Annotated in this window: 13 protein-coding genes and 3 pseudogenes; 4 read left to right on the top strand and 12 right to left on the bottom strand. The window is 44.5% G+C overall.

All coding sequences use genetic code 11. The features are described 5' to 3' along the window. The first annotated feature begins 107 nt into the window (after nt 1-107). The 4 genes from D3F01_RS03230 to D3F01_RS03215 all read left to right on the top strand — a co-directional run bounded on the left by D3F01_RS03230 (nt 108) and on the right by D3F01_RS03215 (nt 9359). A complete protein-coding gene (locus D3F01_RS03230) occupies nt 108-7151 on the top strand; it encodes an LPD11 domain-containing protein (RefSeq protein WP_227612560.1) in 7044 nt (2347 codons plus the stop codon). Next, the gene (gene mobC, locus D3F01_RS03225) at nt 7151-7483 is read left to right on the top strand and encodes a plasmid mobilization relaxosome protein MobC (RefSeq protein WP_002578947.1); all 333 of its coding nucleotides are present in this window, start codon (nt 7151-7153) and stop codon (nt 7481-7483) included. The genes D3F01_RS03230 and mobC overlap by 1 nt, the downstream gene beginning before the upstream one ends. A 116-nt stretch (nt 7484-7599) precedes the next feature. Continuing rightward, complete coding sequence (locus D3F01_RS03220; protein ID WP_002578946.1) at nt 7600-7884, top strand: hypothetical protein; 285 nt, start codon at nt 7600-7602, stop codon at nt 7882-7884. A 62-nt stretch (nt 7885-7946) separates the two neighbouring features. Then, nucleotides 7947-9359, top strand: coding sequence for a relaxase/mobilization nuclease domain-containing protein (locus D3F01_RS03215; RefSeq protein WP_002578945.1), 1413 nt, complete (start codon nt 7947-7949; stop codon nt 9357-9359). A 278-nt stretch (nt 9360-9637) separates the two neighbouring features. Here D3F01_RS03215 and D3F01_RS03210 read toward each other — a convergent pair whose 3' ends face one another. The 12 genes and pseudogenes from D3F01_RS03210 to D3F01_RS03160 all read right to left on the bottom strand — a co-directional run bounded on the left by D3F01_RS03210 (nt 9638) and on the right by D3F01_RS03160 (nt 17431). Beyond that, on the bottom strand, nt 9638-10507 hold the full coding sequence (locus tag D3F01_RS03210; RefSeq protein WP_002588966.1) for a zinc metalloprotease HtpX: 870 nt from the start codon (nt 10505-10507) through the stop codon (nt 9638-9640). Between the two features lie 49 nt (nt 10508-10556). Next, nucleotides 10557-10820 (bottom strand): DUF1292 domain-containing protein, encoded by a 264-nt coding sequence (locus D3F01_RS03205; protein WP_002304397.1) that lies wholly within the window; start codon nt 10818-10820, stop codon nt 10557-10559. A 16-nt stretch (nt 10821-10836) separates the two neighbouring features. Beyond that, entirely contained in the window at nt 10837-11091 is a 255-nt protein-coding gene (locus D3F01_RS03200) for a hypothetical protein (protein WP_002588965.1), read from the bottom strand. Nucleotides 11092-11100: 9 nt separating this feature from the next. Next, entirely contained in the window at nt 11101-12042 is a 942-nt protein-coding gene (locus D3F01_RS03195) for a hypothetical protein (protein WP_015564216.1), read from the bottom strand. A gap of 118 nt (nt 12043-12160) precedes the next feature. Next, nucleotides 12161-13030, bottom strand: coding sequence for a hypothetical protein (locus D3F01_RS03190; RefSeq protein WP_002578944.1), 870 nt, complete (start codon nt 13028-13030; stop codon nt 12161-12163). Between the two features lie 503 nt (nt 13031-13533). Then, nucleotides 13534-13837 (bottom strand): annotated as a pseudogene (locus D3F01_RS16015) (toxin zeta); the annotation flags it as partial. Nucleotides 13838-14123: 286 nt separating this feature from the next. Next, entirely contained in the window at nt 14124-14669 is a 546-nt protein-coding gene (locus D3F01_RS03185; RefSeq protein ID WP_002304402.1) for an AAA family ATPase, read from the bottom strand. Between the two features lie 60 nt (nt 14670-14729). Then, nucleotides 14730-14878, bottom strand: a pseudogene (locus D3F01_RS03180) (zeta toxin family protein); the annotation flags it as partial. 1 nt (nt 14879) lies between these two features. Then, nucleotides 14880-15077, bottom strand: a pseudogene (locus D3F01_RS03175) (antitoxin); the annotation flags it as partial. Next, complete coding sequence (gene erm(B) / locus D3F01_RS03170) at nt 15078-15845, bottom strand: 23S rRNA (adenine(2058)-N(6))-methyltransferase Erm(B) (RefSeq protein WP_255420040.1); 768 nt, start codon at nt 15843-15845, stop codon at nt 15078-15080. Nucleotides 15846-15849: 4 nt separating this feature from the next. Beyond that, nucleotides 15850-16194 carry a helix-turn-helix transcriptional regulator gene (locus D3F01_RS03165; protein WP_198957774.1) on the bottom strand — a complete coding sequence of 115 codons (345 nt, stop codon included), beginning with the start codon at nt 16192-16194 and terminating at the stop codon, nt 15850-15852. Between the two features lie 100 nt (nt 16195-16294). Beyond that, complete coding sequence (locus tag D3F01_RS03160) at nt 16295-17431, bottom strand: site-specific integrase (protein WP_110437427.1); 1137 nt, start codon at nt 17429-17431, stop codon at nt 16295-16297. Nucleotides 17432-17737 lie beyond the last annotated feature (306 nt).

Genomic DNA, 17737 nt, shown 5'->3' with positions numbered 1-17737 from the left:
AGAGCTTTACGCCCTCTGCTTTTTCTTTTGCCCAGGAAGAAATCGACCACTTCCTTCTGCTTGGTAGCAATACCGATGAAGCCCGAAAAGTCGTAGCGCTGGAATATATGAAGCAGAAGCCGTTGGAAGAAATCGTTCAGACCTTAAAGCAGGTCTATCACGGCGGCTATGGTCTGAAAGAAGATAGCGGGAATATCTGTGCGTGGTATGCCGAGGACGGTATCCACCTTGCCAAAGGTTCCTCTGCCATTGACAGCCCCAGAGCGCAGATCGTTTCTTGGGAAACGGTTGCCGAGCGCATTGGAGAACTGCTTGAAAATGGTCGGTTCGCAACTAATGTGGAACTGGTAGAAGCATCCGGATATGAGCGTCAGAAGTTGGCAGAATCCCTGTGGCATCTTTATCACGATTTGAGTGAAGAAGCCCGTTCCAGCAACTATCTGGCAATTCTTCATCAGGAACCGTTTCGTGGTTTCCCTGACGAAACCGCAGACTTGGCTGAAAAGTTGGATGACCCTCGTTTCCACGCAACCTTGGTACAGCAGTATTCGGAATTTAGAAAAACCCTTGCGGAAAATCCCGATCTGCTTCGTTTTCACTATCACAAGCTGAATCTCATTCAGAAACAGCTGTATGAGTTGAATATGCCTTTGCGTGAGTATCAGACCGATATGATGCAGATGCCCCTTGTCCGCCAGTTCATTACGGATGATGAAGTCAATGCAGACTTGACCCGTGGAAGCGGCTTTTCCGGTGGTAAAGCCCGTATTTATAACTACTGGCAGGAGAATCATTCTGCCAAGGAAAAGATGGACTTCCTGAAGCATGAATACGGAACCGGTGGTCATTCCCATGCCTGCTCTGGTGCAACGCACAGCGGTCAGGATCACGATGCCAAGGGTGTTGCTTACACCAAGAGCGGTTGCGATAAATTGCAGATGTCCTGGGCGCAGGTGGTGCAGAGAATCGACGGTCTGATACGAAAGGGACGCTACCTCAGCCCGGAGGAAGAAGCGGAACGACAGGCTATCGAAGAAGCTAAAACTGATCCGTTGGAAGATGTTTATGACCGTTTCGCAGTGATTGATACCGAGGATGGCGAGTATGCGATCTGGGATAATCAGACCGATGACTACTATGTAGACCCGGAAGGCGTTACGGAATACTTCACGGACGAATGGCTTGCCAATGACTATTTGGAGGAAGTTCGTCAGTCCGTAGCTGCGATGGAGTCGGTTCAGCCAGAAGCGCCTGTGGCAGAGCCTGCCGAAGTTGTGGAAGCATCTGCTTCCGAGGAACCGAAATGGAATTATCAGGTCGGTGACACGGTATATCTGGACGATACAGCTTTCCGTGTGGAGCAGATCACGGACAGAGAAGTTCAGCTGCGTGACCCTACGCTTGCTTATCCCATCTTCCGTGCCGAGAATCGTGAGAATTTCGAGCGTATGCTCTCTCAGGACGAAAGAAACCATGCGGTAAGGGTTGATGCCCAAACCGAAGAAAAGCCCGTTACAGAGGATTTTCTGGGCAAAACCGAACCGAGGGACTACACCCCTGAGTATCAGCTGTTAGACCGTCTGCGTATGGACTGCGAATACTTCCTTGGTGCAGGACAGCACAGCGAAAAGCATCTGTGGGCAGGCAACCGCCATGCACAGATTGCCAAGATGCGTGAGCTGTATGAAATGATTCCCGACAAACCAGAATGGCTGACACCTGAGATGATTAACAGCTACGAGGAGCGCATGGCTCCCCGCTATCTGGTTGCCGCCTACCATCACTTTGAAAACGGCTTCGATGATAAACTGGACTACTACACTCTGGAAGAAGCGGAAAAAGCTGCCCAGGGCTATGTGGACGGAACCATGGAGGATGACGGATTCAAGTACGATGGTGCTGCCGTTTACGATCAGCAGGAGCATAAGTGCATCCGTATCTATGGGGACTACCCTGACGAAAAGGCACACGCACAGGTCAGAGCCAGTGCGGAACCCGAACAGCAGGAACCGGAACACTTCATCGATCATTTTTATGTTGCCGAGGACATTCAGAAGCGGGGTGCGCTGGACATCAAGGAATACAGTTCCTTTGATGATGCCCTGCGAGCCTACTATGCACTTCCTGACACGCAGAGAAAAGCCCTGGGTGCAATGAATACCAGAGATCTGCCGGGTAGTCTGGACTTCGTACAGTGCGTAGATGGAAAGGACACCATCATTCAGGATTATGCCCAGGTGGACGGATGGCAGAATGCCGAAGTCATGGACATTATCGCTCAGCTTGAGCAGTCCATCACCACCAGAGAAATCCCACCTGTTCCTGCGGTGAACTTCCACATCACGGATGACAACATCGGTGAAGGTGGACCGAAGCAGAAATTCGCAAGAAACATCGCAGCCATTGAAACTCTGTTCAAACTGGAAAGCGAGAACAGGAACGCCACTACCGAAGAACAGGAGATTTTGTCGAATTATGTCGGTTGGGGCGGTCTGGCAGATGCCTTTGACCCGGACAAGGGAAATTGGGCGAAGGAGTATCAGACACTGAAAAACCTGCTTTCCGAAGATGAATATGCTGCGGCAAGAGCTTCCACCCTGAACGCACATTACACCAGCCCTACGGTCATTCGCTCCATCTACGATGCGGTCGGACAGATGGGCTTTGAAACAGGAAATATTCTGGAGCCTGCTATGGGTATCGGCAACTTCTTTGGTATGCTCCCTCCTGAAATGCAGAGCAGCCGTTTGTATGGTGTGGAACTGGATTCCATCACCGGCAGAATTGCTCAGAAGCTCTATCCCAACGCAGAAATCAAAGTAGCCGGTTTTGAAACGACAGACCGCCGAGACTTTTACGATCTGGCTGTGGGTAATGTCCCTTTCGGCAACTACAAAGTGTCCGACAAGCCGTATGACAAGCTGGGATTCTCCATTCACAACTATTTCTTTGCCAAGGCTTTGGATCAGGTTCGTCCCGGTGGTGTGGTCGCTTTTGTGACAAGCCGTTACACCATGGATTCCAAGAACTCTGACGCAAGGCGATATATGGCGCAGAGGGCGGAACTGCTTGGTGCAATCCGTCTGCCAAACGATGCCTTTAAGAAAAACGCAGGCACGGAAGTCGTGTCCGACATCCTGTTCCTGCAAAAGCGTGACCATCCGATTGACATTGTACCGGAATGGGTAAACCTTGACCGCACCGAAGAAGGACACACCATGAACAGCTACTTTGTCGCTCATCCTGAAATGGTTCTGGGCGATACGGTGGAAGAAAGTACCGCCTACGGCATGGACATTACAGTGCGTCCCATTGAGGGCATGGAACTGTCCGAACTTCTGAAAGAAGCAGTTTCCCACATCCAAGGAACCTATCAGGCTGTGGAGCTTCCCGAAGCTGACAAGGGTAAGGAAATCGAAACCATTCCTGCAACCCCGGATGTAAAGAATTTCTCTTATACCGTGGTGGATGGCAATGTGTACTTCCGTGAAAACTCCCTGATGCGCCGTGTAGACCTGAATGAGAAAGCAAAAGACCGTGTGATGGGCATGGTGGAACTTCGTGGTATCGTCAACGAGCTGATCGAATATCAGCTTGAGGATTACCCGGATGAAATGATTACTCAGAAACAGGCAGAACTGAATGATGCCTACGATGCGTTTGCCGCAAAGAACGGGCTTATCAATAATCGAGCCAATGGTCAGGCATTTGCTGACGATTCCTCCTACTATCTCCTGTGTTCTCTGGAAAATGTGGATGAGGACGGCAATCTGAAAAGCAAGGCGGATATGTTCACCAAGCGAACCATCAAGCCGGAACGCAGAGTGACGAGCGTGGATACGCCGTCCGAAGCTCTGGCAATCTCTATCGGTGAGCGTGGCAAGGTGGATTTGCCGTTTATGGCACAGCTGCTTGGAACACCTGGAGAATACGATGCGATTCAGGCAGAGCTTCGAGGGGTGATCTTCAAAGACCCGATGGCTCCCGATGCTGTGGAAGTTGGATGGCAGACTGCCGATGATTACCTTTCCGGTGATGTAAGAAGCAAGCTGCGTGTCGCACAGATGGCGGCAGACAGGGATTCTTCCTTCCACATCAATGTGGAAGCCTTGCAGAAAGCACAGCCGAAGGACTTGGATGCGTCCGAGATTGATGTGCGTTTGGGTGCAACATGGATTGATGCCGATTATATTCAGCAGTTCATGGAGGAAACCTTTGAAACGCCGTATTACTTGCGCCGTTCCATTGAGGTCAAGTTCTCCGAGCTGACCGCAGAGTGGCGCATCAACGGTAAGAGTTCTCCCAACTACAACGATGTGGCGGCGTATGTCACCTACGGTACAGAGCGAGCCAACGCATATCGGATTCTGGAGGAAACGCTGAATCTGAAGGATATTCGTATCTATGATACGATTGAAGATGCAGATGGTAAGCAGAAGCGTGTCCTCAATAAAAAAGAAACTACCCTGGCACAGCAGAAACAGCAGGCAATCAAGGATGCGTTCCGAGATTGGATTTGGAGAGATCCGCACAGACGAGAAACCCTTTCCACCAAGTACAACGAACTTTTTAACTCCACCAGACCTCGTGAGTATGATGGCTCTCATATCCGTTTCGGCGGCATGAACCCGGATATTACCCTCCGTGAACACCAGAGAAATGCTATCGCTCATGTGCTATATGGTGGAAATACGCTGCTTGCACACGAAGTTGGTGCGGGCAAGACCTTCGAGATGGCTGCATCGGCTATGGAGAGTAAACGGCTTGGATTGAGCCAGAAATCCCTGTTCGTTGTGCCGAATCACTTGACCTTACAGTGGGCAAACGAGTTCCTGCACCTCTATCCGAGTGCCAAGCTCCTTGTTGCCACCAAGAAGGATTTTGAAACAGCAAACCGTAAGAAGTTCTGCGCTCGTATCGCAACGGGTGACTATGATGCAGTCATCATCGGTCACAGCCAGTTTGAAAAAATCCCGCTTTCTGCCGAACGACAGGAACGGCAGCTGCGGGAGCAGATTGATGAGATCGAGGGTGCGATTGCGGAGCTGAAATGGCAGCGTGGCGAAAACTTCACGATCAAGCAGATGGAGAAAACACGAAAATCATTGGAAGCCAGACTGGACAAGCTCCTTGCCGCTGACAAGAAAGATGATGTCATTACCTTTGAGCAGTTGGGTGTAGACCGGCTGTTTGTGGACGAAAGCCATGCGTTCAAGAATTTGTTCCTCTACACAAAAATGCGAAATGTGGCAGGTCTGTCCACCTCCGAAGCCCAGAAATCTTCGGATATGTTTATGAAGTGCCGCTATATGGATGAGCTGACCGGCGGGCGTGGTGTGATCTTTGCAACCGGTACTCCAGTAAGTAACTCGATGACCGAGCTTTATACGGTCATGCGCTATCTCCAGTACAGTACGCTCCAGCAAAAGAACCTGACCCATTTTGATTCCTGGGCATCGACCTTCGGAGAAACAACAACTGCGATTGAGCTTGCACCGGAGGGAACCGGCTATCGTGCCAGAACCCGATTTGCGAAGTTCTTCAACCTGCCTGAACTGATGAATATGTTCAAGGAGGTTGCCGACATCAAGACCTCTGACCAGTTGCATCTCCCTGTTCCCGAAGCAAAGTTTGAAACGGTTGTGGTTCAGCCCTCTGAGTACCAGAAGGATATGGTGGCTTCCCTTTCAGAGAGAGCAGCAGATGTTCATGCCGGTATTGTAGACCCGTCCGTCGATAATATGCTCAAGATTACCAGCGACGGACGAAAATTGGGACTGGATCAGCGGCTAATGAACACCCTGTTACCCGATGACCCTGACAGCAAGCTCAATGCCTGCGTGGGAAATATCCTGCGTATCTGGCAGGACGGTCAGGCTGACAAATTGACCCAGTTGGTGTTCTGCGACCTTAGCACACCGAAAAATGATGGAACCTTCAATGTCTATGATGATGTCAAAACCAAGCTGATTGCAAACGGTGTGCCTGCGGAAGAAGTTGCCTTTATCCATGATGCAGATACCGAGGCAAAGAAAAAAGACCTCTTTGCCAAGGTTCGTACCGGGCAGGTGCGAGTGCTTCTTGGCAGTACGCAAAAGATGGGTGCAGGAACCAACGTCCAGGACAAATTGGTGGCAGTTCACCACTTGGATGTGGGTTGGCGTCCGTCTGATATGACCCAGAGAAACGGTCGTATCATCCGTCAGGGCAACCGGAACAAAGAGGTTCAGGTGTATCAGTATGTGACCGAGGGAACCTTCGATGCCTACCTGTATCAGACCTTGGAAAACAAGCAGAAGTTTATTTCTCAGATTATGACCTCCAAATCACCGGTTCGCTCCTGTGACGATGTGGATGAGCAGGCGCTGTCCTATGCGGAGATCAAGGCGCTGTGTGCCGGCAATCCGCTTATCAAGGAAAAGATGGACTTGGACATTGATGTGGCAAGGCTGAAGGTGCTGAAAGCTGACCACCAGAGCCAGCAGTACCGTATGGAAGATAAGCTTCTGAAATACTTCCCGGCTGAGATTGAAAAGCAGACAGGCTATATTCATGGCTTTGAAGCTGATATTAAAACCGTGGAAGCACACCCGCAGATTGCCGATGGCTTTTGCGGCATGGAAATCATGGGCAAAGCCTACACCGAAAAGGCAGATGCCGGTGAAATCCTCCTTGCGGCTTGTAAGGACACGAAAAGTGCCGATCCGGTTCCTCTTGGCAGTTACCGTGGCTTTCAGATGGAGCTTTCGTTTGACAGTTTCCGGAACGAGTTCGATGTGACCCTGAAGGGCGCTGTGAGCCACAGAGTAGCCCTTGGAACGGACGCACGAGGAAATATCACCCGACTGGACAATGCCCTTGCAGGCATCCTTGAGCGCTTAGAACGAGCCAATGAGCAGTTGAATAATCTCTACAATCAGCAGGAAGCAGCCAAGGCGGAGGTTGGAAAACCGTTCCCGCAGGAAGCAGAGCTGACAGCCAAAAGTCAGCGACTGGCAGAACTGGATGCAGCCCTGAATATGGAGGACTCTGTGGAAAATCGTGACGAAAGAAGCGAGTCAGAGCGTCCTTCTGTGTTGGCTGATCTGAAATCCAAAGCGGAGCATATCCCGCCTGCAAAATACTCTGAAACCCGTGAGGAGGTGTTGTAATGGCAAAGCGAGATCAGGATGTTCATTTCCTTGCATCCAAGGAGGAGGTCGAGCGAATCCATGAGAAGATGGACGAGCTTGGCATCCGCAGCATGGGAGCCTATCTGCGGAAAATGGCTCTGGATGGTTACTGTATCAGACTGGATTTGCAGGATGTGAAAGCCCTGGTTTCGCTCCTGCGAATCTGCTCCAACAACCTGAACCAGTACGCAAAGCGAGCGAACGAAACAGGCAGCATCTATCGTGCTGACATTGAGGATTTGCAAAAACGGCTGGAGGAGATCTGGACGGACATGAGAGAAGTTCTTGTTCGCCTGTCCTCAATCCAGTAATCCGACAACTTGTTGGGAAGTCGCAGTTTCGGCTGCGGCTTTTACATAAGGGTTGACATCATTGCGTTATGGCAGATACCCTTGTACAATATAATTAAAAGAAAGGGGTTGAGCCTATGAAGCTGGTATTGAAGATATTGGCACTGCCGGTGCTGTTCGTTGTAAAAGTGATTTGCATTCTTGGAAATCTGCTTACAAATGTTGTGTCCTATGTAATTGGTTTATTGCTCTTGGTCATTGGCGGATCTGCGATTTACTGCATTGTAAAGGCTTTGTGGCAGTCCCTGCTTATTCTTGTGGTTCTTGGAATTGCGACAATAGCAGCGGTGTTCTTGCTCGTCTGGGCTGTTATGAAAGTCGAGAATATTGGAGAAAGTCTGGGAGCATTTATCAGGTCATAAGATAATATCAGAGAAAAGTCACCGACCGGTGGCTTTTTCTTTTTGGGAAGGAAGTGATGGGAATGGCAGCGACAAGATTGATTGCACTCCATGTGAATAAGGGAAAGACGGTCGCTCAATGTTTGGCAGACAGAACCGACTACTCACAAAATGCCGCAAAAACCAATGATGGCGAATTTATCAGTTCCTATGAGTGTGATCCAAAGACAGCAGATGAGGAATTTCTGCTTTCCAAACGGCAGTATCAGCATATTACCGGCAGACAGCAGAAGAACAATATCATCGCATACCAGATACGCCAGTCCTTTAAGCCGGGAGAAATCACCCCGGAAGAAGCGAACCAAGTCGGCTATGAAACAGCGATGCGATGGACAAAGGGAAAACACGCTTTCATCGTTGCGACCCACATCGACAAATCCCACATTCACAATCATATCATTTATAATTCGACCTCGCTGGATGCCACACGGAAATTCAAAAACTTCTTTCTTTCCGGTCTGGCGGTGCAAAGACTCAGTGATATGGTTTGCCTGGAACACGGGCTGTCCATTATTACACCGAAGCCGTATCGGGAGCGCCAGAAAAGAACTGTTTATCCCAAGAAGCGTACCCAGCGTGACGAATTATGTGATGCGATTGATGCGGTGCTGAAGCAGAAACCAAAGAGCTTTGATGGCTTTGTTCAGGCTCTGGCTGACATGGGATTTGAGTTCAAGGATGGAAAGCAGCCTGCGTTCAAGGGCGAGAATCAGAAGCGTTTCATTCGGCTGCGTTCCCTGGGCGAAGGATATAGCAAAGAGGAAATTCAAGCGGTTATCTCCGGCAAGAACCTGCACAAATCAAAAGGCGGCTCTGCCAAGGCTCCTGCCCCGAAGCAGTTCCAGATGCTGATTGATATTCAGGCAAAGATGGCCGAGGGCAAGACGGTCGGTTATGAAAAGTGGGCGAAGAAGTTCAACCGAAAAGAAGCTGCCCGAACGGTAATCCTACTGAAAGAAAAAGGCTTGGGCAACTACGACGATCTGACTGCTCATATTGAAAATCTGTCTGCCCGGTTCGATGCGCTTTCTGATTCTATCAAGGTCGCAGAGAAACGTATGGTTGAGGTTCAGGCGTTGCAGCAGCACATCAAAAATTATCGCAACACAAGGCAAATTTATATCGAGTACCGCAAGTCTGGATATAGCAAAAAATTCTTTGAAGAACACCGTCAGGAAATCACAATTCATAAAGCGGCGAAGCAAGCCTTTGATGAATTGCAGATTACAAAGCTCCCGTCCATGCAATCATTGTATGAGGAGTTTCATCAGCTGGCAGTCCAGAAAAAGCAGGACTACGCTGAGTACCGTCAGATCAGAAAAGAGAAAGAAGAACTGCTGATTGCCAAACGGACGGTTGAAACGATTTTGAATATCGACAGGCAGAAAGAGCAGGAAAAAGAGAAAGAGAAAGAGGAAAAGAAGAACTTCCGTTAAAGCAAAAAGCCACGGTCTGCACTCCCCAAAGGGTGCGGATCGTGGCTGCTTTTTTGCTTTTCGATTTCGGTGCTTTCAACCATGGGCAAATTTTTATTCTACTGTTCTTTGAGAAACGATTGAAAATCGTGTAGCCATCATCGGCAGATGATGTTCAAAGGGGATTGGGGATGCTTCCCCAACAAGCAAATTTGCGAAGATTGCACCGAAGGGAAAATCGAGAAAATGAGTGAACCTGTACAGGTTTACACTGCTTGCCAATTTGTGAGATTATGAATTTAGTATCGAGAATAGGGTACACCTAAATTTTGCAATGCTGCAACCCTATCATCGTTGCATGGATGAGTTGAGTATATTGCACTGAGAAAACCATCATGCGGAACATCTGAGATATGTTGGTCTAATACCGTCGCTAATTCAAGACCAAAACCAATTTTATAAGCAAATTCATCAGCCAGATACTCATTTTGTCTCATAGACCACATCAGAAAAAGCATACAGAACTTTACCCATAACCAAGAAAGTGCTGTTGATATTCCTGCGAAAACTGCGGTAATTATACCCATTACACCACTACGAGAGCATATTGCGAACAGCCCCATGATTGCAGAAAAAATCCAGTAGGATATTTTGATTAACAGGAGGCACCCGGATATAAATATATTGCCCCCGCCAATCAATAATTGGATAACAGTATGTCCGTATGAGAGATGTCCGATCTCATGGGCGAGAATTCCAAGTATCATATCATCGGAGAGTAAAAGCAATCCGTCAGTTATGCATAGTGTTTGCCTACCTAGAGCAAATGCATTTGGAGCAGGATCATGGATAATCTTCACTTTCACTTTTTTAGGACAGTATGATGTGTTCTCTTTTGCTTTATCTAAAACATATTGAACCAGCGGGACAACTCGAAGTTTTATATCTACTCTTTTTATATCGCTTGCTCCTGCGAAGGCAGCCAGGCACATTTCGCCTAATGGGGATAAGCTGATAGCTACTGTGAAAAAGTAAATACAAATCAGTTCAACAATGCTTCCTGACGAACCGAACACAGCAACAATCAGCAGAATATTAAGAGTAAAGAACAGAAGAGTTCCTAAGTTTGAGAAGCGAACAATTCTGCCTACACGATGCCAAATATCCATAATGCACCCCCCTTTTATCGTGTTGTTGGTTTGAGCTTGCATTGTTTAATTACTCAAATGTAAAGAAATCTTTGTTTCGCTCTTTGAACAGAGCAAAGACAGTCTCTAACACAAATTCGTTTTCAACACCAACATATTCTTCTGTTTCATCGTCAATTTCTTTCAGCTGCAAAATAACAACTTGCCCATCCGAATCTCCAATAGGAAGCAGGACAACATATTCGTTCTGGCGATACGGTATTAAGTCAAGAAATTCAAATTCAACTTCGTTCCCATTCTCATCATTCAAAGTTATAATGTTGTCTTCATCCATGTCGTCGTTCCTTTTCTTAATATAAATAATTATCGTTGATAATGATGCCTAATAGTTCAAAGAGATTATCCTTTTTGGAAAGAATGCATTTTTTCATGGCTTGTTTAATTTGTTCCGTTGAAATGCTATCAGGCAACATTTCCCTTGGGACACCATGACCGAATTGCCGAAAATACTGTTCTTCGATTTCATAATACTCATTATCAATTTTCGGTTCAGGTGTATTAAGGAAGCTATTCATAAAATCTGCAACGCTCTTGTTTTTGTCCATTGTATGCACCTACCTTTCTCTGCTCAAGACCCTAACATGATTATCTGGTCTAATAGAATCAATCATTGAAGAAAAAATACCAAACGCTGTAGGAAAGAAATTTGCTAATAGCTCTAATTTGCCTTGGTCTCCCATAGACGCTTCAAAAAAGTGGGCAAAGGCTTCTGCTTGTAGATTGCCCGGTCTCGTCCAATAGTTCCTTGAGTGACCATAATTTCCGTGCAATTGACCATTTGTTGTCGCATCAATTAAGTCCGAGAAGGAGTGAGCTGAATCCTGCCTAATACGGGTCAGAAAAGCAGTTTGCTTTTCCACTGGAAGATTGTTATATAAGCTCAGGATTCTTTGTCCGTCCTCAACCAGTGCCTCAGCAAATTCTGGAGTATTGGATAGATTGCTCCGATAGTTGCACGAAGCATGGTCGATCATGTGAGCAAGCTCGTGGAAATAAGTTGTTCCTGCACCTCTTGGATTTGTCATATCAGAAGCTGCATTGTAGTAGACTCCTCGTGAATGCCCTATATAATTTCCCGGTGAGTAATGTGCTGTCTGATCCGGTGGATATTCAGAATCTTGTATCATCAGTTTACCAGCGAAATGGTCAAACACTTCTCTGACATTCTGCTCTGCATTTTCATGGCGTTGTGATATAACAGCGATATATCCGTCTGGTGTGCTACCTTGGGTTAGCACGCCAAGGCAATACTGATAAGACGAATTACCAACATTAGGTGTTTGCAGACCCTGGAGGAAAGAATTTCGTGCAGAAGGAGTGTCCAAATTAACATTATCATATTCTTGTACACTTTTGGCAAGTGAAGCAACGTATTTTTCGGCCTGAAGCATAATCTGTAAAATATCATTCAGGGCTTTGTTGCAATCTTTTACGATAGTTCCCAGCTCATCGTACTTCTTGTCATTCCATCCAATTCCCAATTGCTGATATTTCATCTTCACAGAACTTCTTGTAGTTTCGATAGAAGAAATGGAGGTCCGCATATTTTTCAGTATTGTCAGTAATTAAGTTGCATCAGCATTTACGTTGCTCAAACACTCACCTCCTCATTTGTTAATCATTTCGAGTGTAGCTACCTGTTACTAAAACCGGGATATATGTATCAAGCGATTGAGCTGCAAGTGTTCGATGTCGCCCATCACTCTGAAATACATAATAAGAACCTACCTGCGCAACCTGGACAGGATTATTGTAATAGCTACGAATGGTATCATCTAACACTGGGTTTTGTGAAAGCTCATCCAAAGACATTCCTGACTCAGTATTTTGACGAACATCTTGGATGTGCGAAGCTCGCCTTAGAATGTTTTCTCTCGACCATCCCTCTCGACCATTCCGTGTCCAAAATCCTTCCGGGTTCCCAAGTTCTCGGTCACTGAGATAAACTCCTTCAATATCCCTTGCTCTAACGTATACGAGTTCTGGATTTTCATTTCGAGAAAAGGTATAGTTCCCGTTCTCCCAATAATCTCGATATTCTTCATAGTGATTTCCACGGGAAAAATATCGTTCAGCTGATAGTCTGTCTTGAACAAATGCAAGATTAGAACCAAAGGTATTTGACTCAAAGGTGGTTGTATCTGCACTTGATGGTGTAACAGCAAAACTACTGGTCTGAGGTGTGCTTGCAGATATTCCATTTGTAGATCCTAGTTGAACACTTTCGTATTCACTAAGGCTCTTGGCGAGTAAAGCCACATATTTTTCTGCTTGAAGCATAATTACCAATATGTCATTGAGAGCCTTGTTGCAGTCTCTTACAACCACGCCCAACTCGTTGTATTTTTTATCTTGCCATCCAGCACCTAACTGTTCATATTTCATCTTTACAGATTTTTTGGTAGTTTCGATGGAGGAAATGGAATCCTGCATTTTTTTCAGCATTGCGAATAGCTGAACGGAGTCAGCATTTACCATACTCATTTCATCACCTCCTGGCAGCGGATTTTGTGAAGTGCAAAGCGGCGATGTGTCAGGAAAGTCTGACACATCACTGCTTCGGCAAGATTTAATTTAGAGAGGAAAGAAATTGTTCCAACTCAGCAGCGGTCGGTGCAATGTACGGTTTCATCTGGTAAGTATCCTTAACACCGTCTGTGAAGTATACGCTCCTTTCTTTTTTCGTTTTGTTGGTTCATTTTCGCCAGTGTGTTCGTGTCGTTTGCTGTGACGAGAACGCAACATAGACACAAAGAAAACACAAGGGCGAGCTTGCTCGTTTATATACCCTTGTGTTTTCGACTGGATATGTTAAGGTAACAAACAGTAAATGACACGTTACAGACTGCAAAATGTACCAACTGAAAAAAGAAAGAATACCGTTGTGTGCTTTATTTCTCGATCAGCTTTTCAAACATGAGGAAAGGTTTTTATAAAAAAAGAGTAGTTACCGTTTTTTGGTAACTACTCTTTTCCTTTTTTAAGGTTTAAAGTCCTGGAAGTTTAGGTGTTTTGGGTATTGGTGGTGTAGGTAGCTGCAAGCTTTCCAATTTTTGTTGAATTGCTTTAAATTCAGGGGTTTCTTGGTGTTGATTTTGAACCATTTTTTGCTCTATTCTCTCCAAAGTCGGTTGAATTTCTTTCCCTGATACTTTACGATTTAATTCTCTTTCTAAGGTCTCTTTCGGACTAATGGAAGGCGTTTCTAAACTTGAATAGAAGTTTCACTCCTTCTCTATTATAAAGCCTTATATCGCTAAATAAGCCCGTTTTATGAAGGGTTTCTAAGCTGAAATGAACGGGTTTACACCCGGCCTTGACCTCCGCCCGCTGTCCCGCTGAATGGGTGGACAAGGCGGCCAATCCCTCAAAGTGCTTGGACGCTCTCTTTCTGATTTTGGAGCGTTTCTTTTCTAAAAATTGAAATGGGCGGGAAGCCATTTTAGGGCTTTCCCGCCTTGATTACTTTTTAGCAAAGACGGGCGTGACTGTCAACGGCGGCGCATGAAATGCGCCGTTCATCTTGACCGTTGACTGGCTCGGCTGGCTTTGCTATCTTCCTGACAAATGGGAATGTCTAAGATAGTAAAGACGTCCCACATGCAACTCTTTCTTTTATTGCGGAAACCGTATCTTTAATTGTGAATGTAGTTGTGTCTATGACATTTGATTCATATATCCCCAAACCGGAAAATTGCTCCCACATTGTTTCCACTAATTCAATATTTGTTTTTCTATCTAATTTTGAGCGTTCCACAGCTCGCTTCATAGTTTCTTTTTTACTCGCTCTTAATACAATATAGTGTACCTCGTAATCTTCTTGGGCAAGAGCTTTCCATGGCTCCAAAAACCATGGCCCGACAATCCCATCTACAATTACATCATATCCGCCACGAGCATATCGCTTTGCAGCTTCTAAAAAGGCTTCAATGACAACCAGATTTTGCTTGTTGGATTCTGGCAAATGTGGTGGTATTGCGCCTTTGCTTAAGTAATGAAAAAAGTCATCGGTGTGCATATGCACTGATTTATCCATATCTGATTCCTTTGCGACAATTGACGCAGTTGTTGTTTTTCCTGTCCCCGGTGAGCCTGTAATCACAATAATTCTTCCTTGATTCATCTGTATTTTCCCTCACAATTTGAATTTATCACTTTGTTCCTGCCTGCTCAATCATCTTCTTCGCAAACTGGTTTTCCCTGACCCTGATTGCCCACCAAGTAAAAAAGCGGTTGGCGATTCAACCGCTTTTTTACTTGAACCAATTCTTCTAAATTATCATTTAAGCGATTCTCAAACTGTTTGTCAGTAAAATTGACTATATTTGCCATATTAAGCCACTTTCTCTTTATTCAAAACTTGTTTTGAGTAACGATTCATTGACCGCCAATACTCATGAACGGCTTGTAATTCTTCTAAAGAATAATCAAAAAGATTTACACGTTTTGCAAGCTTTAATTGGTTTAATAAATTGACTTCCAATAATTGAGAGTCATTTTTATTTAATTCATGGTTCAAAACATAGTTTAATTATTTCCTCCCGTTAAATAATAGATAACTATTAAAAATAGACAATACTTGCTCATAAGTAACGGTACTTAAATTGTTTACTTTGGCGTGTTTCATTGCTTGATGAAACTGATTTTTAGTAAACAGTTGACGATATTCTCGATTGACCCATTTTGAAACAAAGTACGTATATAGCTTCCAATATTTATCTGGAACATCTGTGGTATGGCGGGTAAGTTTTATTAAGACACTGTTTACTTTTGGTTTAGGATGAAAGCATTCCGCTGGCAGCTTAAGCAATTGCTGAATCGAGACTTGAGTGTGCAAGAGCAACCCTAGTGTTCGGTGAATATCCAAGGTACGCTTGTAGAATCCTTCTTCAACAATCAGATAGATGTCAGACGCATGGCTTTCAAAAACCACTTTTTTAATAATTTGTGTGCTTAAATGGTAAGGAATACTCCCAACAATTTTATACCTCTGTTTGTTAGGGAATTGAAACTGTAGAATATCTTGGTGAATTAAAGTGACACGAGTATTCAGTTTTAATTTTTCTGACGATAAGTTGAATAGATGACTGTCTAATTCAATAGACGTTACCTGTTTACTTATTTTAGCCAGTTTCGTCGTTAAATGCCCTTTACCTGTTCCAATTTCGTAAACGGTATCGGTTTCTTTTAAATTCAATTGTTTTATTATTTGGTTGAGTACTTTTTCACTCGTTAAAAAGTTTTGAGAATATTTTATATTTTTGTTCATGTAATATCCCTTTTTATTTGCTGTGAATATTCGCTCATTTTTCTTCCTCAATAAAAACTCTACCAGCTAACCAACATTCGTCTAATTCATTTGGGAATAATTCAAGCTGGCGAATCATATAATGTGTACTTGGAATGTAATCAAAATAAAACAATAGTGCTAGATATAAACTCCATGGAATTGGGCGTGTCCGATTTTCGTAGGCACTATAAGTTTGTCGTGAAATACCAACAGCCGAAGCAATTTCTTCTTGTGATGCACCAACTTTTCCTCTGAGTGCGGGTAACTCAATCGCCAATTGAGTGGCCAAGTTCTCTTTCTCATCTTTACTAAAATTCCAAAACTGCTTATAAGCATCTCGCCCTACAAATTGAATCAATAAATCTCCTCCTGGGTATACTCTTTCGTAGAGTACATTACTCCACGAAAAAACACCGCCAAACACTGAAAACTCAGCATTATTTGACGGTGTTGACAATTTATTTGACGGCTAATAAATCAGAAAGCCGTTGCATATTTTCTTTTTTTAAATCCATGGATGGGTGTACATAGCGATTCATTGTAATATTCACGCTGGCATGACCCAATATCTCGCTGAGACTTTTTACATCGAATCCAAGCTCTATGCACCTTGTAGCAAATGTATGACGTAACGAGTGATAATTTGCGGAGTTGATTCCGCTGTTTTTCAATACCTTCTTGAAATGATTTTGCATGGTTCTTGGTTCTAATGGATTCTGATCGCTATTGGTTAGAATGTAGCCAGTAGAAGAAGCTTTGTGTGCTGTAAGAATAGTCATTAAGCCATGGGGTACTGGAATAGTACGGATGGAGCAAGCACTTTTGGGTGTGGTAACAACAATCCTTGTCTTGCATTCACTGTTGGTTCTATCTTGGATTCTCTGGAGCGTTTGATGCACATGGATTGTGTAATCTGAGAATGAAACATCTTCCCATCGCAACGCACAAATTTCACCTACTCTGAGACCAGTGAATAAACATACTAATATACCAATATTGCAGGAATCAAGATTAGAATACAAGTATTGGCATAATTTTTCCTGTTCAGCACGACTCAAAACTCTCATTTCCTTCGTTTGACGTTTTATCTGTATAGATCGTGCGTCACAAGAAATGGCTTTCCCGTTTCGGGTGGCAAATTGTAAGATATTTCGAATTAGAGATAAAATATCTGAAACAGTTTTAGAGGAAAGTCCATTCTCCTTTAATCCACCAGAAACAAGGAAAAAATTACACTGCGTTTCAATAAACTCGTGTGTTATATCACGCAATTGTTTGCTTCCGAACACAGGAAGTATATACGAGTTGAGAAGATTCCTATATTTGTTGCTTGTAGATTCTTTCACTTTAGGACATATAGCTTGAAACCATTCCATAGCAACCTGTTCAAATTGATCTGAGCTAATTTCTGGATCGACAGTGACAGAATTACTCGTGCACGAACTTTGACTGATAAGTTTTGCTTTGACTTCTCGATATGATTTTGCATAAACATAACCGTAATTGGCTTTGCCTGTAGAAGATCGGGACTTAATGTATCTTCCTTCCCATCTGCCGTCTTTCCTTTTGTAAATATTTTCTCCTTTTCGTGCCATAAGGTACACCTCCTTCAATATGACTATAATTCTGACGGCAAATTGTGACTTTGGAACTTCCTAAGACGGATTTTTGCGCAAAACCTCGTGTTTTATGTCCCTAACATATTGACAAACAGTGCGACAACTTGTAAAATAGAGATGTAAATTAAAAAAAACAGAGAAGAATGCGATTCGTGGAGTAATGTACTCTACGAATTTTTTATTTTAAAGAACCTCAAGATAGCTCATATTGTCGTCTTGGGGTTCTTTTCATTCTATCATTTAATGCAATCTGCCTATAAAATTTTATCATATTGCATTTAT

Origin of the sequence: Faecalibacterium sp. BCRC 81149, from assembly GCF_022750605.1 — a bacterium.
GTDB classification, from domain to species: domain Bacteria; phylum Bacillota; class Clostridia; order Oscillospirales; family Ruminococcaceae; genus Faecalibacterium; species Faecalibacterium duncaniae.
Note: the sequence above shows the minus strand (reverse complement) of the source record. Positions and strands in the feature narration are given on the sequence as shown.

Excerpts from the sequence above, each read along its gene's own strand:
- D3F01_RS03205 (WP_002304397.1), bottom strand. The coding sequence starts at position 10,820 with ATGGATGAAGACAACATTATAACTTTGAATGATGAGAATGGGAACGAA.
- D3F01_RS03220 (WP_002578946.1), top strand. The coding sequence starts at position 7,600 with ATGAAGCTGGTATTGAAGATATTGGCACTGCCGGTGCTGTTCGTTGTA.
- D3F01_RS03190 (WP_002578944.1), bottom strand. The coding sequence starts at position 13,030 with ATGAGTATGGTAAATGCTGACTCCGTTCAGCTATTCGCAATGCTGAAA.
- D3F01_RS03230 (WP_227612560.1), top strand. The coding sequence starts at position 108 with ATGAAGCAGAAGCCGTTGGAAGAAATCGTTCAGACCTTAAAGCAGGTC.
- D3F01_RS03215 (WP_002578945.1), top strand. The coding sequence starts at position 7,947 with ATGGCAGCGACAAGATTGATTGCACTCCATGTGAATAAGGGAAAGACG.
- D3F01_RS03200 (WP_002588965.1), bottom strand. The coding sequence starts at position 11,091 with ATGGACAAAAACAAGAGCGTTGCAGATTTTATGAATAGCTTCCTTAAT.
- D3F01_RS03195 (WP_015564216.1), bottom strand. The coding sequence starts at position 12,042 with ATGAAATATCAGCAATTGGGAATTGGATGGAATGACAAGAAGTACGAT.
- mobC (WP_002578947.1), top strand. The coding sequence starts at position 7,151 with ATGGCAAAGCGAGATCAGGATGTTCATTTCCTTGCATCCAAGGAGGAG.
- D3F01_RS03210 (WP_002588966.1), bottom strand. The coding sequence starts at position 10,507 with ATGGATATTTGGCATCGTGTAGGCAGAATTGTTCGCTTCTCAAACTTA.
- D3F01_RS03160 (WP_110437427.1), bottom strand. The coding sequence starts at position 17,431 with ATGGCACGAAAAGGAGAAAATATTTACAAAAGGAAAGACGGCAGATGG.
- D3F01_RS03185 (WP_002304402.1), bottom strand. The coding sequence starts at position 14,669 with ATGAATCAAGGAAGAATTATTGTGATTACAGGCTCACCGGGGACAGGA.